Below are 15,505 nucleotides of genomic sequence, written 5' to 3'. Positions count from 1 at the left end.
GCCGCCACCCGGCACTTTTGTTCTCAGGCACTCCGTTTATTCACCCACCAGATCCCCGAGCAGACCAGCACCAGCGCAATCGCGTATTTGATATCCAGAATGTTTTCGCCGAGGAAAATGGCGGAAAGCACCGTCCCTGCAACAGGAATGACAAAGTTGAACGGAGCAATCATGCTTACCCGGTTCACTTTCAGCAGCGCGCTCCACAGGGCGAACGCCACCGATGAGAGCAGCGTCAGATACCCCAGCACCGCAACGGCCTTCATGCTGTGCACTTCCAGCGTTCCGCCCGTGGCATAACCTCCCGCAACCAGCGCAGCTCCGCCTATCGCCAGCTGCCAGCCGGTCATCACCGTTGGGTCGACGGTCTGGGAAATACGTTTCCCGTAAAGCGTGGCGGCAGAGAGAATAAAAGCCGCCAGCACCACAAAGCCGTCGCCTTTCCAGATAAACTGGAAATCGCTCAACCCACTGTGAAAATTCACCAGCATCACCCCGGCAAACCCAAGAATACAGCCCAGCGTTTTGTTATAGCTGAGTTTGTCATTGTGGTAGATAAAGTGCGCCAGCAGTACGCTGAAGAAAGTCCCGGTGGCGTTCATGATTGAGCCGTTTACCCCCGTCGTGTAGGCCAGTCCTATATAGAAGAATGTGTACTGAATGGTGGTCTGGGTCAGCCCGAGGATCGTGAGCTGGCCAAACTGCGCGGGCGTGAGCCTGCCAATCGGTTTGCGCTGGGCCAGCGCAAACAGCAGCAGCAAGGCACCGGCAAACAGAAAACGGTATCCGGCAAAAACGACTTTGGAGGGAATATCATCGGTCGCGATCTGAAAGAGTTCGTAGCCATTTTTAATGGCCGGGTACGAGCTCCCCCAAAGCAGGCAGCAGAGCGTGGCGCAGGCGTAGGCCACATGTCGACGGGCAAAGACGGGCGTGGGCAGAGCGGTATCCATGACAAATCTCATAAATAAAATTGCGTTTCAATTTATTATCAGAGAATGCGTCAGGAATAGCTACCATACGAGATAAAAAGAGAATTTCCGGTAGCTTTAAATAGCAAAACGCCGGCACAAGGCCGGCGCTTCGACGCGAGCAGAGTAAAAAATTACTCAGCTACAACGTTAACAACCAGTTTAGCGAACACTTCGCTGTGAACCTGGAAGTCAACTTCGTGCTCACCAGTGGTACGCAGAACGCCGTTCGGCATGCGAACTTCGCTCTTAGCCACTTTAACGCCTGCTGCAGTAACTGCATCAGCGATATCGCGGGTACCGATGGAACCGAACAGTTTACCTTCGTCGCCAGCTTTGGAAGCGATGGTAACAGTGCCCAGTGCGTTGATTGCTTCAGCGCGAGCGTTAGCAGCCGCCAGAACGTCAGCCAGTTTGGCTTCCAGTTCAGCGCGACGTGCTTCGAAAAACTCTACGTTTTTCTTAGTAGCTGGAACAGCTTTACCCTGTGGAACCAGGAAGTTACGAGCGTAGCCCGCTTTAACGTTAACCTGATCACCCAGGCTGCCCAGGTTTGCTACTTTATCAAGCAGAATAACTTGCATTACCTTATCCTCTTAAAGTCGTATTAATGGACCGTGCCCGATTACTGATGACGATCAGTGTACGGCAGCAGGGACAGGTAGCGAGCGCGTTTGATAGCGCGAGCCAGCTGACGCTGATATTTTGCACGAGTACCGGTGATACGGCTTGGGACAATCTTACCGCTTTCGGTGATGTAGTTTTTCAGCGTTGCGATATCTTTATAGTCGATCTCTTGAACGCCTTCCGCGGTGAAACGGCAGAACTTGCGACGACGGAAATAACGTGCCATATGGCTAGTCTCCAGTATCTATCAAATCAATCTGCTCGGCATGCAGAACCATTTTGCTCAGGCCGTTCTTTGCCTTGTGGCAAGAGATGAACCCCTGAACGATTACTGCGCTACCGACCGTTAAACTGTGAGTAATGGCCTGGTTTTCGTGTCCGCTAATAATAACGGGCATTTGGCACCACGCCTGCCGGTGAAACCCGGCTTCCTCTTGCACAGAACGATGCTCAAGCACGAACTGGCAATGCGGAATTCCTGATGGACTGACCTTTCGAAGGGGAGCCCTGCATACGATGCCGGACAACGCCAGACGGTTGGTCATCAGAAATTACTCTTCAGAATCCCCAGCATCAGAATCATCTGCGGTTTCGTTTGCGAAATCATCGCGACGCTCACGGCGCTCGTCTTTCGCTTTAACCATCGGAGATGCTTCGGTAACTGCGTTTTTGGTACGCATAACCATGCTGCGGATAACGGCATCGTTGAAGCGGAAGGTAGTTTCCAGCTCATCGATCACTTCCTGCGGCGCTTCAACATTCATCAGAACGTAGTGTGCTTTGTGCAGTTTGTTGATCGGGTAAGCCAGCTGACGGCGGCCCCAGTCTTCCAGACGGTGGATCGTACCTTCTGCACCAGTGATGGCAGCAGAGTAACGCTCGATCATACCCGGAACCTGTTCGCTCTGGTCAGGATGGACCATAAAAACGATTTCGTAATGACGCATCGAATTGCTCCTTACGGATTATTCAGCCTCCTGTCTGGGTCAGCCGAGGCCCGGGGAGGCAAGGAACGTGTTAAAGGTCGGCTGAAAAATTGACGCGTCATAATACTTGCCCCCCCCAGGAAACTCAAGCTGATTGCACAAATAATTCGCACAAAGCGTAAAGCTGGTCTAAGTGGGTGATTTAAAATTAATCGCATCAGGAAGCGTTGTTTTTTTGAACAACTGCATCAGAAATGGTCACGCATCCCCGCCGGAGGAATGATTACACTTTAATCAGAGATCAGCTGAATTAAAGAAGGAGTATTCCCCTCACACAGCACGCAGTCGTGGAGCGCATATCATGAAAAAAATCGCAGTAGCCATAATGGCGGCGCTTTTGCTCAGTGCAAATGCGATGGCAGCCATCAAAATAGACGGCCGGCAGGCCAGAAACATGGATGATGTGCATAGCTTAGGCGTAATCTATATCAATCATAATTTCGCCACTGAAAGCGAAGCAGATCGGGCACTAAATGAAGAGACCGATGCCCAGGGCGCAACCTATTACCACGTGATGTTAACCCGTGAGCCCGGCAGCAACGGCAATATGCACGCCAGTGCAGATATCTACCGGTAACCCTTAACGCTAGCACCAGGAAAGCCAACAACGAGAACATAGCCATAGTTGACGTTGCCCCCTGTCCGGGGGCTTTTTTTTATGAATGGCTCCGGAATACCACCGGTTACAACTGTTTTCGGTATTCCAGAGCACTTATTCACTTCTGCCCGTAGTAGGCATTCGGGCCGTGCTTGCGCATGAAATGCTTGTTCATCAGGTAATCGTCAATGCCCTGAAGCTGTGGATTAATGTCGCGGGCAATCCACGCCATGCGCGCCACTTCCTCCATGACAACCGCATTATGAACGGCGTCGTGGGCATCTTTTCCCCAGGCGAACGGGCCGTGCTGATAGACCACAATACCCGGCGTATGCAGCGGTTCAGTTTCACCCAGCGTTTCAATAATCACCTTGCCGGTGTTGCGTTCGTACTCCCCTTCTACTTCAGCCTGCGTTAATGCGCGCGTGCAGGGGATGTCGCCAAAGAAGTAGTCCGCATGCGTTGTTCCCAGCGCCGGAATCGCCAGCCCCGCCTGTGCCCAGGCGGTGGCGTGCGTGGAGTGGGTATGCACAACGCCACCCAGCGATGGATAACGCTGGTACAGCGCCAGATGGGTCGCCGTATCAGAAGAAGGACGCCATTTGCCTTCAACGACGTTTCCTTCGAGGTCGACCACAACCATATCGTCCGCTTTCATGGTTTCATACGCCACGCCGCTCGGCTTGATCACCACCAGACCTTGTTCTCGGTCGATGGCGCTCACGTTGCCCCAGGTGAACGTTACCAGGCCATAGCGCGGCAGATCCATATTGGCCTCAAAGACCTGCTGTTTCAGCTTAAGCATGTTCAGCCTCCAGTAACCCCGCGCGCGCCATACGCTCGCGCACCCAGTCCCGCGCTTTTGCCACTTCCGCAGCCGGATCGTCTGACGTTTCGCTCCACATCTCAATCAGATAAGGCCCGCAATAACCTGTCTGTTTGAGCGTCTCGAAGCACCGTTCGAAATCCACCACCCCGGTGCCGAACGGTACGTTTTTAAACACGCCAGGGCGGGTATCTTTGACGTGCACCGCCACGATATGCCCGATGCCCGCCTGCAGCTCCATCTGCACGTCGTTATCCCAGGCCGACAGATTGCCGATATCCGGATAAAGCTGGAACCAGGGGTTATTCAGATAGTGCGCATAGCCCAGCGCCTTGCTGATGGAGTTCATCAACGGGTAGTCCATGATCTCCATCGCCAGCGTGACCTGCGCGCGGCTTGCCATCTCAACGCTCTCTTTCAGGCCGTCACGGAAACGACGGCGCGTTTCATCGTTGGCTTCCTGATAGTAAACGTCGTAACCCGCCAGCTGGATCACGCGGATGCCGACATCCTGCGCAAAACGAATGGCTTTGCGCATGATCTCCAGCCCTTCAGCGCGCACGGCATCGTCTTCACTGCCGAGCGGAAAACGGCGGTGGGCGCTCAGACACATGGACGGCACGCGCACGCCGGTTTCGGCAATGGCGCCCACCAGCGCCAGGCGCTGCTCGCGACTCCAGTCCAGGCGAGAAAGGCGCACATCCGTCTCATCCACGGACATTTCGACAAAATCGAAGCCCAGCTGTTTTGCCAGCCGTAACCGCTCCAGCCAGCACTCCCCTGCAGGGAGTGCCTTTTCATAGATGCCAAGCGGGACCTGTTTTGACAACATACCCGCTCCTTAACCCCAAAGCTGAGCGATTGAGCGTTTGAACTGACGCGCCGCTTCCACCGGAGATGCCGCGTCGCGAATGCTGCGGCCAGCGATAAAGACGTGAATAGGGATGCCCTGGAACAGCGGCAGATCTTCCAGCGCCAGGCCACCGGTGACGGTGACTTTGAAGCCCATATCCGCCAGACGCTTAATCGCGCTGATATCCGCTTCGCCCCACGCCACGCCTGCGGCTTGCGCATCGCGGCTGCGGTGATACACCACCTGCTGGATGCCCGCATCGCGCCACTCCTGCGCCTGCTCCCAGGTCCAGAAGCCGGTCAGTTCAATCTGCACGTCGCCGTTAAACTCTTTTGCCACGTCCAGCGCGCCTTTGGCGGTGTTGATATCCGCACAGCAGATCACGGTGACCCAGTCGGCGTTGGCTTCAAAGCACATGCGGGAAAGGATTTTGCCTGCGTCAGCAATCTTGGCATCCGCCAGCACGATTTTGTGCGGATAGAGCGCTTTCAGGTCACGAACGGCGCGCACGCCTTCGCCCACGCACAGAATGGTCCCCACTTCGATGATATCCACCTCTTCCGCAATCAGACGGGTGGTTTCGTAAGCGTGAGACAGCGTCTGGTTATCCAGCGCAACTTGCAACATTGGTAATGACATGTTCAATTCCTCTTAAACGGCCGCCGCAGTGGCGTTATCAATTAAATCCAGCACTTCCTGCGCGGTGCGGCAGGCGCGTAAACGGTCAAAATTGGCTTCGTCATCAAACAGGTTGACGATCTGCATGATGCCCACCTCCTGGTGGGTGTTGGCATCAACGGCCGCCATGGTGATGAGAATGTCGACCGGGTCGTTATCTTCGTGGTTGAACACAAGCGGCGTTTTCAGCGTCACCAGCGCAAAACCGGTTTTCTTGACGCCCTCTTCCGGGCGGCCGTGCGGCATGGCCAGGCCCGGCGCAATCACGAAATAGGGGCCGTGCTGCGCCACGCCATCCAGAATGGCCTGGTAATAGCGCGGCTCGACAACGTCTGCCTTAACCAGCAGATCCACACTCAGCTTCACCGCTTCCTGCCAGGTGCTGGCGTCGGCCTGTAAAAGGATGGCGTTATTCTCTGCCAGCGAATCACGTAGTTTCATGTGGCGTCCTTACTTCACGTCTTGTGGGAAGTGTTCTTTGATCACTTCCAGCAGTTTTGGCCCGAAATCCGCAGGCGAGAGCATGTTGCGCACGCCTACCACATATTTGTTGCCCGACACGCTAATCTCACCGGCAATATGAGTTGAAGCGATGATGATGTCCGCGCCGTTCAGTTCACTTTTGTATTCACCCACTGCGCAGCTGTTCACCGTGTGGTCGATGTTTGACTGGGTCAAAAACTGGTCCACTTTCATCTTCATGATCATGGAGCTACCTTGCCCATTGCCACACACAGCCAGGATACGTACGGTCATAATCGAAACTCCTTAATGAGCAGACACTTCTGCTGTTTGTTTTTCCGCATCTTCTTCAGCTCGCAGCGAACGGCCAGCGAAGAACATATAAGCCAGAGCAATCAGGATGATGACGGCCATAAAGGCCAGACCGACGGAGGCAAAGCCCTGCATCATCGGCGGTGCCAGAATTGACCAGTCCGCCATGCCCATCCAGGCGCTCATACCGGTGAGCTTGACCGCCCACACGCAACCGAAGATTTCCACCATGCCCATCACCAGGCAGATCTTGAGCGCCGCGCGCCAGCCGCCGAAGTGGTTCGCAAACACGCCAATGGTGGCGTTGGAGAAGAACATCGGGATAAAGCCAGGAATGATCAGGATTGAGGAGCCGCAGCCCACCAGGATGCCCACCGCAATCAGCTGGCCGATGGTGCCCCACATAAAGCCCCAGACGACGGCGTTTGGCGCAAAGCTATAGATAGCCGCGCAGTCAATCGCCAGTACCGCACCAGGGATCAGGCGCTGAGAGATGCCGTTAAAGGCTTCCGACAGCTCGGCGACGAACATACGCACGCCCTGAGTGATGATGAAAATCGCTACCGCGAAGGAGAAACCGGTCTGCAGGATATAGACCGTCCAGTGGGTTTTACCCGCCATCGCCTGCACGACGTCAATGCCGAAAGAGAGCAGAATGGCGCCGAAGAAGATGGTCATCACAATCGCGGTGGAGACGATGTTGTCGTGGAAGATATTCAACCAGCCAGGCAGTTTGAGGTCTTCGACACTCTCCTCTTTTTTGCCCAGGTACGGCGCAACTTTATAGGCAATCCAGGCGGCAAACTGCTGCTGGTGACCGATGGAGAAGCCACAGCCGTCGGTCACGATCTGCGTTGGCTTGTACATCATGTTGGAGGTGATACCCCAGTAGAGCGAGACCAGCACCGCGGTGCAGATAATCGTGGTCCACATTGGGTAACCGAAGATATAGAGAGAAACCGCGATCAGCCCCGCCTGCTGGAACATGATGTGCCCGGTGAGCATAATGGTGCGAATGCCGGTAATGCGGCGCAGGAGCACGTAAATGATGTTCAGCGCCAGCGCGAGCAGCACCGCATACCCCACCCAGCTATAGGCATCACCCATGCGATCGATGGTCGCCATCATTGAGGCGTAGGTATCAGAGATAGCGCCGTTGATGCCATACACTTCCGACATTTTGGCGACGACCGGCTTAAACGTGCTGGTCAGAATGCCTGACCCCGCCTGCAACAGCATGAAACCGATAATGGTTTTGATGGTGCCTTTAATAATCACGCTGACGCTTTTGCGCAGCAGGATGTACCCCAGGCACGTCACGATACCCAGCAACAGCGGGGCGTTGGTCATTACCTGATTAAAGAAAACGGTAAAGACGTTGTAGAGGATCTCCATAACTCTCTCCAGAAATGAGAACACAAGGGGCAATCCCTGTGCGGTTGGTGCCATCACTCTATTAATCACAAATAATCACCACAAGATTGCATTTGATTATTTGTGACGCATCACGCAATTTATTTCCATGCTGTTAGTAATGATTTTCACTACCGCACCACAAAAATAAATTAATCCTTATAATTCATCAAATTAATGTTTAATGCAGGATAATCTAACAAGTAAAGAGTGGAGAGTCCGTGAAGTCGCGCAGATAAAATTCCTCATTTTGGCCATTGCAAAGCACGTCAAATAGTGCCAGCATTAATCATAACGAATCACCATGTGATTACTTTTGATTAAACCAGGAGTCAAAACGATGAGTAAAGTGAAAACCATTACCCGTGAATCATGGATTCTGAGCACCTTTCCGGAGTGGGGTAGCTGGCTGAACGAAGAGATCGAGCAGGAACAGGTTGCTCCTGGCACGTTTGCAATGTGGTGGCTGGGCTGCACCGGTATCTGGCTGAAATCTGAAGGCGGCGCCAATATCTGCGTCGATTTCTGGTGCGGCACCGGCAAACAGAGCCACGGTAACCCGCTGATGAAAAAAGGCCACCAGATGCAGCGTATGGCCGGGGTGGAAAAGCTCCAGCCGAACCTGCGCACCACGCCGTTTGTGCTTGATCCTTTTGCCATTCGCCAGATCGATGCCGTGCTTTCTACTCACGATCACAACGACCATATCGACGTGAACGTGGCGGCAGCGGTGATGCAAAACTGCGCGGACGACGTACCGTTTATCGGGCCGCAAACCTGCGTAGATCTCTGGATTGGCTGGGGCGTGCCTAAAGAGCGCTGCATCGTGATGAAGCCTGGCGACGTGGTGAAAATTAAAGACATTGAAATCCACGCGCTGGATGCCTTTGACCGTACCGCGCTGATTACCCTGCCGGCCGACCAGAAGGCTGCTGGCGTACTGCCAGATGGCATGGACGAGCGTGCGGTGAATTACCTGTTCAAGACGCCGGGCGGCTCCCTGTATCACAGCGGTGATTCCCACTACTCTAACTATTACGCGAAGCACGGCAACGAACATCAGATTGACGTGGCGCTGGGATCGTACGGGGAAAACCCGCGCGGTATTACGGACAAAATGACCAGCGCCGATATGCTGCGCATGGCGGAAGCGCTCAACACCAAAGTAGTGATCCCGTTCCACCACGATATCTGGTCAAACTTCCAGGCCGATCCGCAAGAGATCCGCGTGCTGTGGGAGATGAAAAAAGACCGCCTGAAGTACGGCTTCAAGCCATTTATCTGGCAGGTAGGCGGCAAGTTCACCTGGCCGCTGGACAAAGACAATCTCGAGTATCACTACCCGCGCGGCTTCGATGATTGCTTCACCATTGAGCCAGATCTCCCGTTCAAATCCTTCCTCTGATTGTGAGGCCACATCGCCAGACCCTGTGTCTGGCGATTTCATATTTATTTTAGTAATTTCACGCTATTTCAAATATCATCTTTTCAAATCAATTCTTATCGGAATAGCTCATGACGGAAGCGCAACGGCATCAAATTTTACTGGAACTCCTGGCGCAAACAGGGTTTATCACCGTCGAGAAAGTGATCGAACGTTTAGGGATCTCCCCCGCCACCGCGCGGCGAGACATCAACAAGCTGGATGAGAGCGGCAAGCTGAAAAAAGTCCGCAACGGCGCAGAAGCCATCAGCCAGCAGCGTCCACGCTGGTCGCCGATGAATATTCATCAGGCGCAGAATCACGATGAAAAAGTACGGATTGCCAGAGCGGCGTCGCAGCTGGTGAACCCCGGTGAGAGCGTCGTCATCAACTGCGGCTCCACGGCGTTTTTGCTGGGCCGTGAAATGTGCGGCAAGCCGGTGCAAATCATTACCAACTATTTGCCGCTGGCTAACTACCTGATCGATCAGGAACATGAAAGCGTGGTGATCATGGGCGGCCAGTACAACAAAAGCCAGTCCATCACGCTCAGCCCGCAGGACAGCGAAAACAGTCTCTACGCCGGGCACTGGATGTTTACCAGCGGCAAAGGCCTGACCGCTGACGGCCTGTATAAAACCGATATGCTGACCGCGATGGCGGAACAAAACATGCTCAACGTGGTGGGCAAGCTCGTTGTGCTGGTCGACAGCAGCAAAGTCGGTGAACGCGCAGGCATGCTGTTCAGCCGCGCAGAACAGATCGACATGGTGATCACCGGCAAAGGGGCGAACCCCGAGATCCTCCAGAAGCTGGAAGATCAAGGAGTGAAAGTCCTGCGCGTTTAAAGATGCTTGCGGAAAAACGCCACCGTGGCGTCAAGCGCCGCTGGCGTGATGCGGTGGCGGACGCCTGACTCCCACAAACAGGTCAGATTAGCGTCCAGTCCTTCATTTTTTAAGGCCTGCTGCAGGCGGAAGGTTCCATCGGGCGGGACAACATCGTCCGCATCACCATGCCATAGCAGCAGCGGGCGATCGGCCAGGCGCGGCAATGCCCGGGTCACTTCCCACTCTGCCAGCATCGGCGTAATTTCCGTTAAATCCTGAGGGGGGAAAAGCGTCTTCGCCAGCGAGGTAAAATAGCCCGAGCCCATCAGACAGGCAACAGACCGCACGTCAGGATGATGCGTCATAATTCCCAGCGCCGTCATGCCGCCCATCGACGCCCCGGCCACCGCCAGCCGATTATCGGCCACCAGCCCTGCCTCATAGAGCGCATCGCGCAACCCGGCAAACTCGGTCAGGCTGCCGTGCAGAATGTGCCAGAACTGCCCCAGTCGCGCCCGCTCATTGCCCGTAAAGCGCGCGCCGTGGTCAGGCGCATCCGGCATTACCACGCGAAAACCCGCCTGAGCCAGCGCCACTGCAAAATAACTGTAAACCAGTTTCGATGAGGTAAACCCATGATAAAAAACCACAACAGGCAGCGATTTATCACGTTTCCCTGCCGGCACAGCGTGTAAAATTTCATGGTCGCCGAGATGGCGTATTTCAATTTCAATCATTGTCGACCCTGTACGAATGAATGATTCATAATGTTGAGAACTGGATTACGGTTTGACGCTATTTTCATTCGAAAATTACGTCCCAGATAACACTTCGGGAACATTCCCCCAAAACTAAATTCGCAGACAACTACACTATGGCTAACAGGAAACGAGATATGGTTATGCACAGGTTTGCTGCTTTATTGCTGGTGTTTCTGCTCAGCGGCTGTAGCGCACTGCAGGGTACACCGCAACCCGCTCCCCCGGTTGCCGATCATCCGCAGGAGATTCGTCGTAATCAGACGGAAGGATTACAGCGAATGGGCACCGTCTCCGCGCTCGTTCGCGGTTCGCCGGATGACGCAGAAGACGCAATAAAGGCACAAGCCGTCGCTGCCAAAGCAGATTATTACGTCATTATTATGATCGACGAAACCATCATAACGGGACAGTGGTATTCACAAGCCATTTTGTACCGGAAATAATGGCTTACCTTTGAACGACATTTACACTGCTTTGCGTCCATAGACATTTTCCTGTCCACAATAAACTCCATGCCAGCGACAAGGAATGGGAGTTTATTCGCGAAGGATTGCCCGGCGGATACCGGAAATATGTGAAATGGAGCTGACGATGAAACGAACTCTTGCTTTGACCTCTCTGTTGCTCTCTGCAGGCCTGGTGAGCACCACCGCGCAGTCAGCAGAATTCGCCAGTGCGGATTGCGTAACAGGTCTGAATGAAATAGGCCAGATCTCCGTCAATAACATTCCGGGGAGCCCGCAAGACGTTGAACGTATCGTGGCATTAAAGGCCGATGAACAGGGCGCGTCATGGTATCGCATCATCCAGATGCAGGAAGATAACCATATCGACCAGTGGCGGGTACAGGCCATTCTCTACGTATAAATCCTTCCTGATAAAAGCCACTTATTTTTAGTGGCTTTTCGTTTTTGCAAATTTTTTATCTAATTTAAAACCACACTAAAACAATAAAATAACATTTTGTTACATTAATGCAGTAAACGTAATCTCCGCTCTGCCGTTGAAGAACCATACCTTTTCAATGATGAGCAATTTATGATCAATGTTTTCCGCCGTGCGGGCCTTGGAACAAAGCTGTCGCTGCTGACGGGCGTCAGTGTCGCCACGCTGTTTCTGCTTTTCACTTTCCTGCTCAGCCAAAAAGCCAGCCAGCAGCTTGAAGCCCTCGCGGTAGAAGATCTGCATAATCAGTCCACCGGTATGGTCGACATGGTGCAGATGTTTAATACCAGCCTGAGCGAAGAAGTCGAAAGCTACACCAGACTGTTTACGACATTTCTGCCTCAGCCGTTTAGCGTCGATACTCAGCAGACCCGGACCATAAACGGGCTCGCCGTTCCCCTGCTGAAAGGGGGCGACGCTGAACTCCATGAAAATACAACGTTTTCTGATGATTTCCTGAGCCGTACGGGAGCGATCTCAACGCTGTTTGTTCGCAGCGGTAACGACTTCATTCGCGTTGCCACCTCCCTGCGCAAAGAGAATGGCGATCGCGCTATGGGAACGGTTCTGGACACGAGCAGCCCGGCGTTTGCCTCCGTCTCGAAAGGCGAGGTGTACCGCGGCCTGGCGCTCCTGTTTGGCAAGCGCTACATAACCCAGTACCAGCCCGTGAAGAACAGTGAAGGTCAGGTTATCGGGATCATCTTCGTTGGGGTGGATATCACTCACTCCTGGAATGTCATGCGCGAGAAAATCCTCAACCGCCGCCTGGGCGAGAGCGGGCACTTCTTCGTGCTGGACCGCAGCAACGGCAAAACGCGCGGTCAGTATCTGTTCCACGCCAGCGAAGAGGGAAAACAGCCGAAGTGGGATAGCGCCACCCAACAGCAGCTGTTGAGCGATTCCTCAGGCACGCTGGAACGCGTAAGCGACGACGGTCGCACGCTGAAAATGGCCTATACGCCGCTGCCCGGCTGGAACTGGACCATCGTCGGTGAAGTGGATAAATCAGTCCTGCTCTCAAGCGTTAACGCCATGCGCGACCGTTTCCTGCTGGCCGGCGTAGCGTTGTCTGTCCTCTTCGCGGGCCTGTTTGTGGTGCTTATTCGCCGGATGCTGACCCGTCCGCTGCGTAACGTGATTGACCTTGCCCGCCAGTATGCCGCGGGCGATTTACGCTCCAGCCTGCCCGTGACCCGCCAGGATGAGGTTGGCCAGCTGGTTGAAGCCATTAACGGTATCGGTGATGGGCTACAAAAAATTGTCCTGCAGGTCCGCGAGGCCGCGGGCGAGATCCATCTGGGCACCAATGCGCTGGCCTCCGATACCGGAGACATCTCCGAGCAGATCAACAAGCAGGCCAGCAGCGTTGAAGAGACCTCCGCCAGCATGGAGCAACTGGCCGCGACCGTGCAGCAAAATGCCGCCAACATGGAGCAAACGCAGCAGCTGGTAGGTGAAACCTCGCGCGCGGTTCATCAGGGTGGTGAAACGGTGACCCATGCGGTTGCCACCATGGACGACATTCGCGAAGCGTCAAAACGTATCGAAGACATCACCCGCGTGATCGAGTCCATCGCGTTCCAGACTAATATTCTGGCGCTGAATGCGGCGGTAGAAGCGGCACGCGCAGGCGAGCATGGAAAAGGTTTTGCTGTGGTCGCGCAGGAAGTTCGCGCCCTGGCAGGTCGAAGCGCCAACGCGGTGAAGGAGATTGAACATCTGATTGGCGATACCCTGCGAAAAGTGGGCGAAGGCCACGCGCTGTCTGAACAGACGCGTCTGGCGATGGATTCCATCATCGTTCATATCGACAACATCAGCCAGCTGGTCACGGAGATTAACCACGCGTCACGCGAGCAGTCCGCGGGGATCGGCCAGGTCAATCTTGCCATGACCCACATTGGCGAAGCGTCGCATATCAATGCCGATCGCATCTCACGCAGCGAGCAAACCGCACGCACGCTGCGCGAGAAAGGGTCACACCTTACCCAACTGGTCAGCCTGTTCCAGCTTAAACGCTAGCCAACCCTGCCCGTGGCGCGCAGCAGCAGATCGCTTTGCACCTGCTCATTCATGAGCGTACCGCCACGGGTATCCAGCATCATGCGGCACCACGCCTGCGCCACGGGCGGCGATGCGTGCCGCAGCATCTGGCTGCCGGCCCCCAGCAAAAAGAGCTGCTGAGCTATCTCCCTCCCCTGCGCCTCCTGCGGTTTACGCAGCTTTTGCTGAAGCTGCCGCCAGCTGCGGTCAAAGTGTCTGTCCTGTCCTTTGACCTGAGCAAACTCGTCGGCAAGCAGGTCGTGGATACCTGACTGCTTCGCCAGCACACGCAGCACGTCCAGGCACATGATATTGCCCGATCCTTCCCAGATGCTGTTCACCGGCATCTCACGATACAGGCGTGGAAGTTCACTCTCCTCGCAGTACCCGACGCCACCGAGTGCCTCCATCGCCTCCGCCACGAACGGAATGCCCCCTTTGCACACGCTGAATTTTGCGGCCGGGGTAAAAAGCCGCGCCCAGGCGGCCTCCTGCGGGTCGGTGCGGTTATCCCACGCCCGGGCCAGACGGAACAGCAGCGCCGTGTGCCCCTCCAGCACCAGCGCCATACGGCTTAGCACTTCACGCATTAGCGGCTGATCGATAAGATTTTTGCCGAAGGTCTGACGCTGATGGGCGTGGTACAGCGCCACGGAAAGCGCCCGGCGCATTAGCCCGTGGCTGCCCAGCGCGCAGTCGAAGCGCGTCAGCCCGCCCATCTTCAGGATTTGCCGCACGCCTTCTCCCTCTTCACCCAGCAGCCAGCCAGAGGCATCGAGGAACTCCGCCTCGCTGCTGGCGTTCGAACGGTTGCCGAGCTTGTCTTTCAGACGTTCCAGCCGTACGGCGTTGCGCTGTCCGTCGGGTAAGAAACGCGGGACAAAGAAGCAGGACAAACCGCCTTTCGCCTGCGCCAGCACCAGATGCGCATCGCTCTGCGGCACGGAGAAAAACCACTTGTGGCCCACCAGACGGTAGCTGCCGTCGCTGCATTTTTCCGCTCTGGTGGTGTTGCTGAGCACGTCCGAGCCGCCCTGCTTTTCCGTCATTCCCATGCCGATCAGCAGGCCGCGCTTTTGCCCACCCGGCGCGAGATGGGGATCGTAACGGTCGCTCATCAGCGGCGTTAACCATTCATGAAACGGTTTGGGCAGCGACTGCTGCAACAGCGGCGTGGCGGCGAAGGTCATGGTCACCGGGCATAACGTCCCCGCTTCTACCTGAGCATGGAGCACGAAGCGCGCGGCCCTGGCGACGAAAGAACCTTTTCGTGCCTCTTCCTCCCATGCCAGATTATGTACCCGGTTAGCGCAGAGCCCCTGCATCAGCAGGTGCCATGCCGGATGAAAGCGGACGTCATCCAGCCGCTCTCCCGTGGGGTCGTAGCGTAATAGCTCCGGCGGATTCACGTTCGCCAGCCTGCCCAGCTCCATCGACTCCGCCGTGCCTAACTGCTGTCCAATGCTGGCAAGAAGATCCATATCCCACTCGGCACCCTCGCGCGCAACCGCGTCGCGCAGGGCGCAGTCAGAGAGGAAAAGGTTGCTGTTAGAGAGTGGGGCTGGTTGATTAAAAACGGTATGGGTCTGCCAGTGCATGCTGTCTCCCTCCTTCAGTGGCAATGAAGGTAAGTATGGACAGACCGTATGAACGCTGCATGGGAGTGAGGTCACACGATGGCGATCCCGCTGATATCATTCGTGAAATAGCTCACAGAACATAAGAATAAACTATTTCATTACTCCGCTTATGTTGAATAATTTATTCTTAACCC

General features: G+C 55.0%; 19 protein-coding genes. 6 read left to right on the top strand and 13 right to left on the bottom strand.

Annotation, left to right across the window (positions count from 1 at the left end; all coding sequences use genetic code 11):
• Nucleotides 1-23: 23 nt before the first annotated feature.
• The 5 genes from IM314_RS08180 to rpsF form a co-directional block, all read right to left on the bottom strand.
• A complete protein-coding gene (locus tag IM314_RS08180; RefSeq protein WP_063437233.1) occupies nt 24-953 on the bottom strand; it encodes a DMT family transporter in 930 nt (309 codons plus the stop codon).
• A gap of 152 nt (nt 954-1,105) precedes the next feature.
• Nucleotides 1,106-1,555 carry a 50S ribosomal protein L9 gene (gene rplI / locus IM314_RS08175; protein WP_006810372.1) on the bottom strand — a complete coding sequence of 150 codons (450 nt, stop codon included), beginning with the start codon at nt 1,553-1,555 and terminating at the stop codon, nt 1,106-1,108.
• A gap of 41 nt (nt 1,556-1,596) precedes the next feature.
• Entirely contained in the window at nt 1,597-1,824 is a 228-nt protein-coding gene (gene rpsR, locus IM314_RS08170; RefSeq protein ID WP_000135199.1) for a 30S ribosomal protein S18, read from the bottom strand.
• Between the two features lie 4 nt (nt 1,825-1,828).
• A complete protein-coding gene (gene priB, locus IM314_RS08165; RefSeq protein WP_028015270.1) occupies nt 1,829-2,143 on the bottom strand; it encodes a primosomal replication protein N in 315 nt (104 codons plus the stop codon).
• Nucleotides 2,144-2,149: 6 nt separating this feature from the next.
• Nucleotides 2,150-2,545: a 30S ribosomal protein S6 gene (rpsF, locus tag IM314_RS08160; protein ID WP_014068637.1), complete on the bottom strand. Its 396-nt coding sequence runs from the start codon at nt 2,543-2,545 to the stop codon at nt 2,150-2,152.
• 340 nt (nt 2,546-2,885) lie between these two features.
• Between rpsF and yjfY the strand changes: the two genes are divergently transcribed.
• Nucleotides 2,886-3,161: a DUF1471 family protein YjfY gene (yjfY, locus tag IM314_RS08155; protein WP_041911476.1), complete on the top strand. Its 276-nt coding sequence runs from the start codon at nt 2,886-2,888 to the stop codon at nt 3,159-3,161.
• A gap of 139 nt (nt 3,162-3,300) precedes the next feature.
• On the opposite strand, the gene IM314_RS08150 is transcribed toward yjfY, so the two are convergent.
• From IM314_RS08150 to ulaA, 6 genes are read right to left on the bottom strand one after another with little or no spacing between them, the layout of a single operon-like run.
• On the bottom strand, nt 3,301-3,987 hold the full coding sequence (locus tag IM314_RS08150) for an L-ribulose-5-phosphate 4-epimerase (RefSeq protein ID WP_047366982.1): 687 nt from the start codon (nt 3,985-3,987) through the stop codon (nt 3,301-3,303).
• Complete coding sequence (locus IM314_RS08145) at nt 3,980-4,840, bottom strand: L-ribulose-5-phosphate 3-epimerase (protein WP_063154916.1); 861 nt, start codon at nt 4,838-4,840, stop codon at nt 3,980-3,982. The genes IM314_RS08150 and IM314_RS08145 overlap by 8 nt, the downstream gene beginning before the upstream one ends.
• Nucleotides 4,841-4,849: 9 nt before the next feature.
• A complete protein-coding gene (gene ulaD, locus IM314_RS08140) occupies nt 4,850-5,500 on the bottom strand; it encodes a 3-keto-L-gulonate-6-phosphate decarboxylase UlaD (RefSeq protein ID WP_023334265.1) in 651 nt (216 codons plus the stop codon).
• A 12-nt stretch (nt 5,501-5,512) separates the two neighbouring features.
• The gene (gene ulaC, locus IM314_RS08135; protein WP_045259633.1) at nt 5,513-5,980 is read right to left on the bottom strand and encodes a PTS ascorbate transporter subunit IIA; all 468 of its coding nucleotides are present in this window, start codon (nt 5,978-5,980) and stop codon (nt 5,513-5,515) included.
• Nucleotides 5,981-5,989: 9 nt separating this feature from the next.
• Nucleotides 5,990-6,295, bottom strand: coding sequence for a PTS ascorbate transporter subunit IIB (ulaB, locus tag IM314_RS08130; RefSeq protein WP_003856022.1), 306 nt, complete (start codon nt 6,293-6,295; stop codon nt 5,990-5,992).
• Nucleotides 6,296-6,307: 12 nt separating this feature from the next.
• Complete coding sequence (ulaA, locus tag IM314_RS08125) at nt 6,308-7,708, bottom strand: PTS ascorbate transporter subunit IIC (protein WP_126300233.1); 1,401 nt, start codon at nt 7,706-7,708, stop codon at nt 6,308-6,310.
• A gap of 358 nt (nt 7,709-8,066) precedes the next feature.
• Between ulaA and ulaG the strand changes: the two genes are divergently transcribed.
• Nucleotides 8,067-9,131, top strand: a complete 1,065-nt coding sequence (gene ulaG / locus IM314_RS08120; RefSeq protein ID WP_006810379.1) for an L-ascorbate 6-phosphate lactonase — start codon at nt 8,067-8,069, stop codon at nt 9,129-9,131.
• Nucleotides 9,132-9,241: 110 nt separating this feature from the next.
• Nucleotides 9,242-9,997, top strand: a complete 756-nt coding sequence (gene ulaR / locus IM314_RS08115; RefSeq protein ID WP_024907324.1) for an HTH-type transcriptional regulator UlaR — start codon at nt 9,242-9,244, stop codon at nt 9,995-9,997.
• On the opposite strand, the gene yjfP is transcribed toward ulaR, so the two are convergent.
• Nucleotides 9,994-10,716, bottom strand: a complete 723-nt coding sequence (yjfP, locus tag IM314_RS08110) for an esterase (RefSeq protein WP_041911482.1) — start codon at nt 10,714-10,716, stop codon at nt 9,994-9,996. The two genes, ulaR and yjfP, sit on opposite strands and share 4 nt — an antisense overlap.
• Before the next feature lie 137 nt (nt 10,717-10,853).
• On the opposite strand from yjfP, the gene bsmA reads away from it, so the two are divergent.
• The 3 genes from bsmA to IM314_RS08095 all read left to right on the top strand — a co-directional run bounded on the left by bsmA (nt 10,854) and on the right by IM314_RS08095 (nt 13,710).
• Nucleotides 10,854-11,183, top strand: coding sequence for a biofilm peroxide resistance protein BsmA (gene bsmA / locus IM314_RS08105; RefSeq protein ID WP_028015263.1), 330 nt, complete (start codon nt 10,854-10,856; stop codon nt 11,181-11,183).
• A gap of 136 nt (nt 11,184-11,319) precedes the next feature.
• On the top strand, nt 11,320-11,607 hold the full coding sequence (gene yjfN / locus IM314_RS08100) for a DUF1471 family protease activator YjfN (protein ID WP_032644956.1): 288 nt from the start codon (nt 11,320-11,322) through the stop codon (nt 11,605-11,607).
• Nucleotides 11,608-11,778: 171 nt separating this feature from the next.
• Nucleotides 11,779-13,710, top strand: coding sequence for a methyl-accepting chemotaxis protein (locus IM314_RS08095; protein WP_193358625.1), 1,932 nt, complete (start codon nt 11,779-11,781; stop codon nt 13,708-13,710).
• Here the strand turns inward: IM314_RS08095 and IM314_RS08090 are convergent.
• Nucleotides 13,707-15,329 (bottom strand): isovaleryl-CoA dehydrogenase, encoded by a 1,623-nt coding sequence (locus tag IM314_RS08090; protein WP_193358626.1) that lies wholly within the window; start codon nt 15,327-15,329, stop codon nt 13,707-13,709. The genes IM314_RS08095 and IM314_RS08090 overlap by 4 nt on opposite strands.
• Nucleotides 15,330-15,505: the final 176 nt, after the last annotated feature.

Source organism: Enterobacter cloacae complex sp. P42RS (assembly GCF_014930595.1).
GTDB lineage: Bacteria > Pseudomonadota > Gammaproteobacteria > Enterobacterales > Enterobacteriaceae > Enterobacter > Enterobacter bugandensis.
The sequence above is the reverse complement of the archived record's forward strand: the minus strand, read 5'-3'. Positions and strand labels throughout refer to the sequence as shown.

Coding starts and splice junctions, on each gene's coding strand:
- IM314_RS08180 (WP_063437233.1), bottom strand. CDS start 953: ATGGATACCGCTCTGCCCACGCCCGTCTTTGCCCGTCGACATGTGGCC.
- rplI (WP_006810372.1), bottom strand. CDS start 1,555: ATGCAAGTTATTCTGCTTGATAAAGTAGCAAACCTGGGCAGCCTGGGT.
- rpsR (WP_000135199.1), bottom strand. CDS start 1,824: ATGGCACGTTATTTCCGTCGTCGCAAGTTCTGCCGTTTCACCGCGGAA.
- priB (WP_028015270.1), bottom strand. CDS start 2,143: ATGACCAACCGTCTGGCGTTGTCCGGCATCGTATGCAGGGCTCCCCTT.
- rpsF (WP_014068637.1), bottom strand. CDS start 2,545: ATGCGTCATTACGAAATCGTTTTTATGGTCCATCCTGACCAGAGCGAA.
- yjfY (WP_041911476.1), top strand. CDS start 2,886: ATGAAAAAAATCGCAGTAGCCATAATGGCGGCGCTTTTGCTCAGTGCA.
- IM314_RS08150 (WP_047366982.1), bottom strand. CDS start 3,987: ATGCTTAAGCTGAAACAGCAGGTCTTTGAGGCCAATATGGATCTGCCG.
- IM314_RS08145 (WP_063154916.1), bottom strand. CDS start 4,840: ATGTTGTCAAAACAGGTCCCGCTTGGCATCTATGAAAAGGCACTCCCT.
- ulaD (WP_023334265.1), bottom strand. CDS start 5,500: ATGTCATTACCAATGTTGCAAGTTGCGCTGGATAACCAGACGCTGTCT.
- ulaC (WP_045259633.1), bottom strand. CDS start 5,980: ATGAAACTACGTGATTCGCTGGCAGAGAATAACGCCATCCTTTTACAG.
- ulaB (WP_003856022.1), bottom strand. CDS start 6,295: ATGACCGTACGTATCCTGGCTGTGTGTGGCAATGGGCAAGGTAGCTCC.
- ulaA (WP_126300233.1), bottom strand. CDS start 7,708: ATGGAGATCCTCTACAACGTCTTTACCGTTTTCTTTAATCAGGTAATG.
- ulaG (WP_006810379.1), top strand. CDS start 8,067: ATGAGTAAAGTGAAAACCATTACCCGTGAATCATGGATTCTGAGCACC.
- ulaR (WP_024907324.1), top strand. CDS start 9,242: ATGACGGAAGCGCAACGGCATCAAATTTTACTGGAACTCCTGGCGCAA.
- yjfP (WP_041911482.1), bottom strand. CDS start 10,716: ATGATTGAAATTGAAATACGCCATCTCGGCGACCATGAAATTTTACAC.
- bsmA (WP_028015263.1), top strand. CDS start 10,854: ATGGCTAACAGGAAACGAGATATGGTTATGCACAGGTTTGCTGCTTTA.
- yjfN (WP_032644956.1), top strand. CDS start 11,320: ATGGAGCTGACGATGAAACGAACTCTTGCTTTGACCTCTCTGTTGCTC.
- IM314_RS08095 (WP_193358625.1), top strand. CDS start 11,779: ATGATCAATGTTTTCCGCCGTGCGGGCCTTGGAACAAAGCTGTCGCTG.
- IM314_RS08090 (WP_193358626.1), bottom strand. CDS start 15,329: ATGCACTGGCAGACCCATACCGTTTTTAATCAACCAGCCCCACTCTCT.